Source organism: Candidatus Gillettellia adelgis (genome assembly GCA_020541285.1).
GTDB classification, from domain to species: Bacteria; Pseudomonadota; Gammaproteobacteria; order Enterobacterales; family Enterobacteriaceae; genus Gillettellia; species Gillettellia adelgis.
In genome coordinates, this window is sequence record CP047043.1 from 964,334 (window position 1) to 976,246 (window position 11,913).

Sequence of the window (11,913 nt, forward strand, 5' to 3'; positions counted from 1 at the left end):
GTCCAGATGTTACCTGAACATACTGTATTACTAAAGAGAGGGGCATCTATAATAAACATAATATATATCAATAATAATGGTAGGTACGCTAGTTAAAATAGTAAGGAGCGACAGATGATAGAATCGTACTTTTGAGCCTATAAAAAGCATTTATATCTAAATTGCTTACAATACTCTGTGCTTACAGTTTAGAGAAAAGTTACACTATAAAAATAGAAAACTAAGTTTAGCTAACTGATACGAGCATATTTAATCATTGTCTTTTAATGCAGTCATTTTATATACTACATTCACTGCAAGCAGATACAAGACTACAATTTCCTTACTTTCAGAGATATCTATAAGGTGTTCTGGTCTGCATCTCTGCATAATGTGCAATATAAACTACGTATTCTGCTCACACAGATCATTAAGCTATAATAAGAAGTCCCTCTTAAATAACTATATAAGATCATTCTACTTTCCAGGAACCACACGATTTATTGTTCTCTATCCTGGGTAAGCTGCAATAAAAGAGAATATAATTTCATACTTTTAGCGCCTGTGAAAACTAAAAATTAGATATCATGACTCACGCTGTTTAATAAGTAGTCTTCCGTGCATTAACAAAAGCACTTTAACACACACAGAGCTATTACCTAAACGAAAGCTGTAAACTCCGTAAAACCTTGAAAATAGCAAAAATTAATAATCTATTCACTATACCTCATATATTTCCGATATATATGCGTAAACTTTCTTATGCATTCTATTTACCTTAGTACTAATTAATTTTTAAAATCAATCACCTTATTCCTTAGATGCAGTTCATAGCATAACGCGAGTGCTATTCAAATTTATTCCAAGCTAAATTTATCGCTCTATTATTATCTTTGCAAAACTTATTACATGATAGATATAAAATACTAAGCATTATCATGCTTGGACGACATACTGAAATTACTTTTATAAAAGTACTATGTAAATTATTTTTTATAACCTTTTACATACAGGAATCCTTACACTTTAAGTATTTATATTTATACATAAAAGCACTATTAACATTAATTATTTTTATATATTTACTACTTTTATATCTTATCTTTTCCCAAAGTATATTAGTGATCTTTTTATTTATATCTTTTAGGTTCAAACTTTTACACATCATGATAAGCTAAGATACTAAGGGATGTTCAGATTCCATTTTGATGCTAAATAGAAAAAACAGGTATAAAATAATGCAAAAAGACGCAATTAGTAATGTACATGCTAATATAGAACAAGCTTTAATTACACCGGAAAAACTAAAACAAAAATTCCCACTCAGTATTGATCATGAAAAGAAAATCTCTCATACTCGCAACACGATTAGTGATATTTTGCAAAAACGTGATCATCGTCTTTTAGTAGTATGCGGCCCTTGCTCTATCCACGACCCAGATGTAGCCATAGATTATGCTCATTATTTGAAAAACCTCTCAGATGAATTAAAAGATCAACTATTTATCGTTATGCGCGTATATTTTGAAAAACCTAGAACCACTGTTGGGTGGAAAGGTTTGATTAACGATCCATATATGGATAGTTCATTTGATATCGAGGCTGGTTTACATATAGCACGGCGACTGCTATTAGATTTAGTAAAAATGGGATTGCCTTTAGCTACTGAAGCATTAGATCCAAATAGCTCGCAATACTTACGAGACTTGTTCAGTTGGTCAGCGATTGGGGCACGTACCACAGAATCACAAACGCACCGTGAAATGGCTTCAGGTCTATCCATGCCAGTCGGTTTTAAAAATAGTACTGATGGTAGCCTAGGAGCTGCTATAAATGCTATGCATGCTGCCGCCATGCCACACTGTTTTGTCGGCATTAATCAAGCCGGGAAAGTGTGTCTTCTGCAAACTAAAGGTAACCCAAATACTCATGTAATTTTGCGTGGAGGTAAGACTCCAAACTATAGTGCAGAAGACGTTGCTGCCTGTGAAAAACAGATACGTGATGCAGGACACCATCCATCTTTAATGATAGATTGTAGCCATGGAAATTCAAATAAAAATTATCGTCGTCAACTAACAGTTGCCAAGTCAGTCGTAGAACAGATTAAATCTGGTAATCGCTCCATTACTGGAATTATGTTAGAAAGTCACCTACACGAAGGTAACCAGTCACCCGAACAACTGCGTATGAATATGCGTTATGGAATTTCCGTGACTGACGCCTGTATTAACTGGGAGAGCACGGAGATCTTGCTGCGCTATATACACAAGGAACTCGGTGTTACGCTAGCAACCCGCGTAGGAGAATAGAGAATCATGATAACTGAACTAACTATGTTACGCGATCAAATTGATATAGTAGATAAAACGCTATTAGAGTTATTAGCCAAACGCCTGCTTCTAATAGAAGAAGTAGGTGGAGTAAAAAACCGATACGGGCTACCAATTTATATCCCTGAACGTGAAGTAGCAATGCTAGCCTCACGACGCAAAGAAGCAGAAAACCTTGGTGTGCCACCAGATCTAATTGAAGATATATTACGCCGGATTATGCGTGAGTCTTACGTCAGTGAAAATGATAAAGGTTTTAAAACTTTGAATCCTAAACTTCGCCTGATCGTTATTATCGGCGGAAATGGTCAGATGGGAGGAATTTTTAGGCGCCTTCTGACATTATCTGGGTACCAAGTCAGGACATTCGATAAGAAAGACTGGCCACAAGCAAAGCAATTACTAATGCATGCTGGGATGGTAATTATTAGTGTACCCATTCATATCACCGAGCAGGTAATTACCAAACTACCTTCACTACCAGACGATTGTATTCTGCTAGATCTAACATCAGTAAAAACTCGACCTTTAAACGCAATGTTAGCAGTGCATACTGGCCCAGTACTTGGGTTACATCCTATGTTCGGTCCTGATGTTTGTAGTGTAGCTAAGCAGGTAGTAATCTATTGCGATGGACGCCAACCGGAAGCTTATCAGTGGTTTTTAGAACAATTACGAGTATGGGGCGTACGCTTACATTGTATTAGTGCACCCGAGCATGATCAGAATATGGCATTTATCCAAGCATTACGCCATTTTACCACTTTTGTTTATGGACTGCATTTGAAGGAAGAAAATGTTCAGTTGGAAGACCTATTAGCCTTATCTTCACCAATTTATCACCTAGAACTAGCAATTATTGGCCGGCTATTTGCACAAGACCCACAACTCTACGCCGATATCATCATGTCTACGGAAGAAAATATCGCACTAATTAAACGTTATTACCAACGTTTCGGTGAGGCGATAAAGTTACTAGAAAATAATGATAAACAAGCATTTATAAATAGCTTCCAAATAGTAGCGCAATGGTTCGGCTGTCACGCCAAGCGTTTCTTAATGGAGAGTCGCACATTATTACGTCAAGCTCACGACAATCGTGAATAACATTAAAGATTAGGCTGTAATCACCCTCTTTTATGAAGAGGTTGATTATCAGTAATTTTTTGCCTTGACGAAATTTTAGGACTTTCATCAAGCCAGTAAACAGACCTTATCCTGTCTACTTTTGATTAAGTTAGACCTGAATATAATCTTATAATGCTCTGATCATTATATAATACTGAATATACTTCAACTAATATAGAATGCTATTACTAATAAAAATGATTACGTGATGCGCTTAGTAATTATTACAAACATATAGCTGTTCGAAAATCAGGATAACAAAAGTAATATGTTATCACTGTATGTGCAGTCATTCAGAATACTGTATTTTTATACATCCACTCTATACTACAACTAGATTTTTTAACACACTTCTATAGAGCACATGGCATGCAACTTCTATAGTGACAGATACCGCATTAAGAAAGCACGTTATTATAACCCAGATATTCTACTAACTTTAATCGATAAAAGTAAGATATAGTGTGTATTCTCTGTATTTTTGCAGAGATGCGTGTCTCAGTATACTTATAAACACTGAAAATATTCAGCTGCAGATCAAACAACGTAAAGAGCAGAGAAAACTAAACGTATAGTACAGGTATCTCTTATGCGGTTATACTAAATATAACGCAATGGCTATATCTCAATAATATTGACTGAGGATAACTAATTTATGTAGCATATACAATATGCAAATACAATAAATAGGTCATCAATTTAAAGCTAGAAGCAGAAAGAGTGATGATTAAATATTTCTTATTAAAATATGTATTTAAAATATAGAGTAAATCTAACAAAATAGTTGTTTACTTCTGCTAAAGAAAACAAGATAGAAAATTATTAAACCATTATGTTTATTTATATACTATAGTTTCACTGAGCCCTAATAATATACGTAAGACAGTGATTCGTCCAAAATAATACACTTACTCATAAGAATGACTTCTATAATATCAACAAACAATAACTCGCTCAACAAACTAAAGGTATACCTTGATTTCAAATAAATAAGGTAATTAATGTATAGAACTAGAGCAAGACTAAAAAATCGTGATAAATGTAATAAAGCGTTACTTACCTTTCTACAGCCTATTTATTATTTAATAATATACTCTCGTAGAAATCAAGGAAGTAAAAAAACAAACAACCGCTATTTGCTTTGATAAAAGCACTTTGATACATACATCACCGTTTTTATAATACTTTTAATTATTTTTTAAAAGTTTCTTTTAGGATATAAGATTCTTTCTACATGCCATAAATAACACTTTTCAATCACCAGAAATATATCCTTTATACTTTAATACAATAATAACTATAAAAATTCTGGGTGAGACCACTAGCGAGTATCTCTCACAAATCTTACAGTTAATAAAGTATACAGCGTTTTACAATATAGGATACAATCCTAAAAGCAACTGTGCTTTTAACGTTTATCTAACTTAACAGGCTACAGTAGTTAAGGTGCTTAAAATTTTATATTAGCAGTATAATGGTGTTAAATATTTTTAATATGTATCGCGTTAATCACTACAAATAGCATTGGTTGCACAATCAATAAGCTACGATGCTAAATAAAAACGTCGCACACTCTAAAATAAAGTAGTTCGTGAAACATTAGTATTAGCAGCAGTATCGCACTATCACCCAAACTCATGCTGAAGATTTACGTAAATTACAAATATTCCAGTTATTTCAGAAACAATACTCTTAGCATTGAACTTAGGAAATTATAAACATGGATGAGCTAGAAAGTCTCGGAATTTAAAAAAGAAACAAACTATAAAAAGTTTAATCGACCTTAGAGTTTTGAGGGTGACCCTGTAATGGAGTAGTGTAAAACAACTAAAAACATACTATTTGACACATGATCTTGTTACGTAATGTACAAAATGATCTGACAAAGTAATGATCGGTACAGTCCGATACGCAGCACTAATTAAAAATAATAAAACAATAGGTTATTGTAATATAACCTACTTACTTTGCAAATTTAGGAACTTTAGGGTATTGGTAAGTTTTTTGGAATGGAATTATATGGATTACTTGTTTTGTTATAATAGGGTATATAATAATGTATTGTGTATGTTGTTTTTGTGTTGTGGGTTTGATTATTGGGTTTGGTTAGGGGGGCTGGTATTGGATGTTCTTAGGTGAAGGGGGGGGGGGTTAATTATGATTTTTTTGGTGGGTGAGTGGAGTGGAAGTTTTAATGATTTGGGGGGAGTTTAGTATTCTGGAAAAAATGAGTGATTGTAAAGGGAGGGGGATGGGACGGTGGGTTTGGAATAGGAGTATTGGTGGTTGTTGATTTAAGGGTATAGGTTTGAATGTTGTATTGAGGTGGTATATTAATAGTAGATTATAGTGGTCAATTAATGTTTGTAGGTAGTAGAAAATTGACTGTATTTGATTAGTGTAAATTGATTTAATTGGGTTTAGGGTGTAATGAGATAGGTATGAAGATGATATGGATGTGTAGTTGTGTTAGAGGGGGGGGTGGATGTTGTTTAAGGGGGGAGTTTGGTTTGATGTGTTGATGATTAATTAGATGTGGTGGTAGTGTGTGGTTTATAGATATGAGAAGTTGGAAAAAGTTAGTATATTATTTGTTAATGGTATGTGTAAAATCTGGGTGAGTTATGTGTGGTGTAGTGGGATGGGGGATTGATTTTATGTTTGTGTTTGAATTTAGGGGAATTAGAGGTTTTACATTGTTTAGGGGGTTGTGTGGGGTGTATATGGAAATGTGTTTGTTACTATCTTGGTGTGTTATGGTTGAGAGTTTAGGTGTGAATGTAGGTGATGGGATGGTGGTGATAGTGAAAGATTTTTGGTTTTTTAGATGGAAGTCAGAGTTTTATGATTAGGGAGGGATGGTGAGAGTAATGGGGCTGAGACTGGTGCAGGTGCGCCCTGATAAACGTCAGGCGTCCACAACTGAAAAGGCACTAACGATAATTTAAAACCTAGAGCAACAATTATCATGCCTAAACCAGCTTGGAGAATTGGCTTATTCATCAAATTTTCTTGCCAACTTTTTCCTAGACCAGCTAGAGATAAATCGCCAGATGCAGCATATAATAGCGCCACACCAAATAGCAGAAATAATGATACAGTAGTGGATAAAATCATATATTTTATAGCAGCTTCTAAAGGAAGATGCTGTCGGTAGGAATATCCTACTAAACCAAATACCGGCAACGAGAGCAACTCAATACCAAGAAACAGTGACGTTAGATGAGTGGCGCTCGTAAGCACCATGCCTCCTATAGTGGCAATTAAAACCAGAAGATAAAACTCCTCACAATTTCCTGGATAACCAATGAGCCATGAATAGGCAAAGGCACAAGTTGCCAGACTAGCTAACATCACCAGCCCACTATAGAACATTGAATAATAATCAATTCGTAACAACACAGTTACATCCATGGGGCCAGCTTGAGCAACAAAATATAACGAGAGTAATGCTAGAGTAAGCCCAAACATTGCGAGAACAACAGTAATGCAATGATCGCGGCGCCATGCGATAATTAGCATTATCACTAAAATTGTTAGTCCGATAATTAAAATCGGTAATAGCGCGATTAATTGTTGAGGAGTAATTGTCATGGCAATCACGACCTTATAAGATTACTTGTAGTAGGTGAGCAAAATAAATGTTGTATGTTGTTCATAGCAGCCGAAGAAGTACTGAAGATAGGCTGTGGGTATGTACCCAATAGAACCAGTAACGCTACTAATAATAAAATGATGCATAATTCTCGTACAGTCATACTAGGCAATAGTTGATCGGATTTTGGTGTACCATAGTAGATACGCTGCATCATACTTAACGAGTAAATCGAGGCAAATACTAAACCAAACGTCGATATTACAATTATTATTGGTGCTAACTGAAAGCTTCCACAAAGAATCATAAACTCACCAACAAAATTACCAGTACCAGGCATTCCTAGCATCGCTGTTGCTAAAAATAACGATAGCGCAGGCATATATTTAATACGCCCCCATAAGCCCCCCATCTTGCGCATGTCGCGAGTGTACAAACGTTCATATAGTTGACCACAGATAATAAACATTCCGGCCGCAGAAATACTATGCGCTATGATTTGAATCATTACACCCTGATAAGCCACTTGACTACCACTATAAATAGCAATTAGCAAGAATCCCATATGCGAAACTGAGGTATAAGCAATCAGACGCTTCATATCAGTCTGAGAAAATGCCATCCAAGCGCCATAGAAAATGCTCAATACTCCTAACCACATAGCGATCGGTGTAAATGCACGAGAAGCCTCTGGGAACAACGGTAAGCTAAAACGCAATAAACCATAAGCTGAGGTCTTTAATACAATCCCCGTCAAATCAACAGAACCTGCAGTCGGCGCCTGACTATGTGCATCTGGCAACCAGCCGTGAAACGGTACTATAGGCATTTTCACTGCAAAGGCAACAAAAAAACCTAGCATTAATAAATACTGCATGTTATTTGGCATTGAGGTATGCAATAGTTTTTCGTAATCGAAAGTCCATACATTAGTAGTATAGTAGTGCATAAATACCAAACCAAGAATAGCAAGCAGCATCAAAAGCCCACTAGCCTGAGTGTAAATAAAAAACTTAGTGGCAACGGTAATACGAGTCATTCTATCCGATGCTTTATGCCCCCATAAAACAATCAAGAAATACATTGGCACCAACATCATTTCCCAAAAGAAAAAGAACAAGAACAAGTCGATAGCTATCAAAACACCAATTACACTACCCAATATCCATAACAAGTTAAAGTGGAAAAATCCCTGATATTTCTGAATTTCACACCATGAGCAAAGAATCGCTAGAAAACCAAAAAGGTTTGTTAATACGACCATTAAGAGTGATAGACCATCTAATGCTAGATGGATAGAGATACCAAAACGCGGGATCCAAGTCACTAAATATTCAGTTTGCCATTGTAAAATTCCTGGTGGTATGCTTAATCCGTAACCTCCTTGTAACCATAATTTTATAGAAATCGCTAACGTCAGCGCTGTTGTGCTTAATGCAATCCAACGTGGTACCGTAGCGCTACAGCATTCTAGCTGCCAACATAACAGACCACCTATAAAGGGGATAAGGATTAACCAAAGTAATAGCATGGCGTTTAGTTTTCCTATACAAATAATTTTATTTTATACATAGAGCTAAACGGACACTTAGTATCAATATGTCTGTTTTAATTAAATAATTACATCAAAATTAATATCATCAATACAATCACTGCACCCATCCCCATAGAAGCAATATACCAACGAACCTGGCCGTTTTCGCTTATTGTTAGTCTGACGTTTCCCCAACGAAGGAATACAACAAAAAAATTTATCAGCAAGTTTATCGGATCATGTTTTAATAACTTCGCTATGCCTAAGTACGGATTAACAAAGACGTGGCTATACAACCAGTCAAAGCCCCCAGCATGAAACCAACAATGTAAGAAAAAACGCCCCAATGTGTTATTGGTGATCTTAGTAATAAACTTGCGTTTGCCTAGCCATAGCGCGGCTGCCAAAAGGATACCAAGTATGACCACAATGCCGGAAATACTTGTTAGATAAAGCATATTGCTATACGCTAACTGAGCAGTCTCTGGAAGAACGCCTTGAAAGAATGGAGTATATAGCGCACCAATAAATGTAGATAGTACTAATAAAACCAGCAGAGGTAGATGGTGAGTAACACTATAATTTGTATGAGGTATAATCTTCTCTTCACCATGAAATACGATAAAAATCATTCGAAAAGTATATAACGACGTTATGAATGCTCCAACTAAACCAATAACCATGAGGTAAAAATGACCATTAGCCATAGCGCCCGCTAAGATCTTTTCTTTACTAAAAAAACCAGCAGTTATAAACGGTAGTGCCGACAAGGCTGCACCACCTACCAAAAAACATACATAAACCAATGGAGTTCTCTTGCACAGTCCTCCCATCTTTAAAATATTCTGCTGATGGTGACAAGACTGAATTATTGAACCAGCTGATAGAAATAGTAATGCCTTAAAGAATGCATGAGTCATCATATGAAAGATTGCAGCATCCCATGCTTGTACCCCTAACGCTAAAAACATATAACCAATCTGGCTCATAGTGGAGTACGCAAGCACACGTTTAATATCTGTCTGAACTAATGCAGCAAAACTAGCTAATAACAACGTTGATGCACCAATAATGGCAACTAGATACAATACCGCAGGTGCCATTAAAAATAGAAAATTCATACGTGCAATTAAATAGACACCAGCAGTTACCATTGTAGCTGCGTGAATTAGCGCGGAAACTGGAGTGGGCCCCGCCATAGCATCGGCTAGCCAAGTTTGAAATGGTAACTGCGCTGACTTACCAATTGCACCACCAAGTAACGCCAAGGTTACTAAAGTGGTCGTAGTATCATTCACTGCTAAATTTTTCGTAGCCAATCTAATTAATTCAAAAACATTCAATGTACCTAATTTGTTATAAAGAATAAACAATGCAAATGTTAAAAATACATCACCAATACGGGTTATGATAAAGGCTTTCATTGCTGCTGCGCCATTGCTCGGGTTTTTATAATAAAAGCCAATCAATAAATAACTACATAAACCTACACCCTCCCAACCTACATACATCACTAGCAAATTATCTGATAGTACTAATAGTACCATGCTAGCAATAAATAGGTTAGTATAAGCAAAAAAACGTGAATAACCCTCTTTGCCTCGCATATACCAGGCGGAAAAAATATGAATCAAAAAACCCACACCAATAATCACTGATAACATGGTGAGCGATAATCTATCCAACAGAAGCGTGATACCGATCTTAAAATCATCGACAACAATCCAATGCCACAGATTTTGCTGGAATAACAATGCGCTGTTCGTTGTCGGAGAATAAAAATCTATCACGATATAAAGATTAACTAATCCAGCTAAACCAATAGAGCCTACGCCGACGGTTGCCGTCATATTCTCAGACCAGCGACCCTGAGAGAAAGCTAATAACAAAAAGCTTAAAAATGGAAGAAAAATAGTTAAATATAATACATTCATCCGCACATCTCACTAAGCTTGTCAACATCTAGAGTATGACGGCGGCGATAGAGTTGTAGTAAAAAGGCTAAACCAACGCTAGCTTCCGATGCTGCTAAGCTAATCACTAAAATATACATGACTTGTCCGTCTGTCTGACCCCAGTGGCTTCCCGCGATGATAAATGCTAACGCCGTAGAGTTGATCATGATCTCCAGACTAATTAATATGAATAGCAGATTACGACGAACAAGCACCCCCGTAAACCCGAGTATAAACAAGATTATCGACAGAATGAGGCCATGTTGAAAAGGGATCATGCTTTCTTCTCCGAGTGTCTTGTGATCTTTTGGCGACTTGTTGATACATTGCTTATAACTTCACTATATTTTTTCTCATGACCAACGTGAAAAGCAACAACAAGCCCTGACAAAAGCAGCATGGAAGCTAGTTCAACTGCTAAAAGATAAGGCCCGAATAGATACATCCCCACATTTTTAGTATCCACTATCTCGCTACTAATACCCTGATTTGATAGACTCTGTACAGCGATAATCAGTACTACCAGTAATGCTGAGGATATTAGACTGGGACCTATCCAAACCTTCATTTTCGTCCAACTACGTTCTTGTTGCCTTACGTCTTCGAGATTTAACATCATTACTACGAATACGAATAATACTATAATTGCACCCATGTAAATGATAACCTGCAGTCCAGCTATAAAATAAGCGCCAAGGGAGAAAAATACTGCTGAAATCGCTAATACCATCGCAATTAGATACAGCAGTGCATGCATAGGATTAGTATGCGTGATAACACGCAGTGTTGTGAAGACTGCCACTAAGCCTGCCACATAAAATATAATTTCCATGCATTTTTTCCCTATGGTAATAGAGTTTTAACATCAATTGGTTTAACTTCGTTGATAGCATCACCCTTGTTTTTACCGTCAATCACTATCCCAGTCATCCGATAAAAATTATATTCCGGATATTTACCTGGTCCTGATATTAATAAATCTTCTTTTTCATATACTAAATCCTGACGATTAAACTCACCCATCTCAAAATCCGGCGTTAATTGGATGGCAGTCGTTGGGCAAGCTTCTTCACATAGACCACAAAAAATACAGCGCGAAAAATTAATCCGGAAAAATTCCGGATACCAGCGACCATCTGGTTGTTCTGTTTTTTGTAATGAAATACAACTAACTGGGCAAGCTACAGCGCACAGATTACAAGCGACACAACGTTCTTTGCCATCTGGATCCCGCGTCAACACTATGCGACCACGATAACGTGGCGGTAAATACACTGCTTCGTCTGGATAAAGTTGGGTTTCTCTCTTAGAGAAGATTTGTAATCCAATCATCCAAATACTACGCAACTGAGTACCAAAACCAACGATCAACTCTTTTAACGTCATGAT

The 11,913-nt window shown here is 36.4% G+C and carries 8 protein-coding genes and 1 pseudogene; 3 read left to right on the forward strand and 6 right to left on the reverse strand.

The window, feature by feature from the left end; genetic code table 11:
- Positions 1 to 1,217: 1,217 nt before the first annotated feature.
- From GIY03_RS02175 to GIY03_RS02185, 3 genes are all read left to right on the forward strand, one after another.
- Complete coding sequence (locus tag GIY03_RS02175) at positions 1,218 to 2,291, forward strand: 3-deoxy-7-phosphoheptulonate synthase (protein WP_457913503.1); 1,074 nt, start codon at positions 1,218 to 1,220, stop codon at positions 2,289 to 2,291.
- 6 nt (positions 2,292 to 2,297) lie between these two features.
- Positions 2,298 to 3,419 (forward strand): bifunctional chorismate mutase/prephenate dehydrogenase, encoded by a 1,122-nt coding sequence (tyrA, locus tag GIY03_RS02180; protein WP_457913504.1) that lies wholly within the window; start codon positions 2,298 to 2,300, stop codon positions 3,417 to 3,419.
- Between the two features lie 2,645 nt (positions 3,420 to 6,064).
- Positions 6,065 to 6,292, forward strand: coding sequence for a hypothetical protein (locus GIY03_RS02185; protein ID WP_457913505.1), 228 nt, complete (start codon positions 6,065 to 6,067; stop codon positions 6,290 to 6,292).
- Positions 6,293 to 6,296: 4 nt separating this feature from the next.
- Here the strand turns inward: GIY03_RS02185 and GIY03_RS02190 are convergent.
- The 6 genes and pseudogenes from GIY03_RS02190 to nuoI form a co-directional block, all read right to left on the reverse strand.
- Positions 6,297 to 7,034, reverse strand: a pseudogene (locus GIY03_RS02190) (proton-conducting transporter transmembrane domain-containing protein); the annotation flags it as partial.
- A 5-nt stretch (positions 7,035 to 7,039) separates the two neighbouring features.
- Positions 7,040 to 8,566 (reverse strand): NADH-quinone oxidoreductase subunit M, encoded by a 1,527-nt coding sequence (nuoM, locus tag GIY03_RS02195; protein WP_457913506.1) that lies wholly within the window; start codon positions 8,564 to 8,566, stop codon positions 7,040 to 7,042.
- An 89-nt stretch (positions 8,567 to 8,655) separates the two neighbouring features.
- Complete coding sequence (gene nuoL, locus GIY03_RS02200) at positions 8,656 to 10,503, reverse strand: NADH-quinone oxidoreductase subunit L (protein ID WP_457913507.1); 1,848 nt, start codon at positions 10,501 to 10,503, stop codon at positions 8,656 to 8,658.
- Positions 10,500 to 10,802 (reverse strand): NADH-quinone oxidoreductase subunit NuoK, encoded by a 303-nt coding sequence (gene nuoK / locus GIY03_RS02205; RefSeq protein WP_457913508.1) that lies wholly within the window; start codon positions 10,800 to 10,802, stop codon positions 10,500 to 10,502. Before nuoK ends, nuoL begins: the two co-directional genes overlap by 4 nt.
- Positions 10,799 to 11,356: an NADH-quinone oxidoreductase subunit J gene (nuoJ, locus tag GIY03_RS02210; protein ID WP_457913509.1), complete on the reverse strand. Its 558-nt coding sequence runs from the start codon at positions 11,354 to 11,356 to the stop codon at positions 10,799 to 10,801. Before nuoJ ends, nuoK begins: the two co-directional genes overlap by 4 nt.
- Before the next feature lie 11 nt (positions 11,357 to 11,367).
- Positions 11,368 to 11,910, reverse strand: coding sequence for an NADH-quinone oxidoreductase subunit NuoI (gene nuoI, locus GIY03_RS02215; RefSeq protein ID WP_457913510.1), 543 nt, complete (start codon positions 11,908 to 11,910; stop codon positions 11,368 to 11,370).
- Between the last annotated feature and the right edge of the window lie 3 nt (positions 11,911 to 11,913).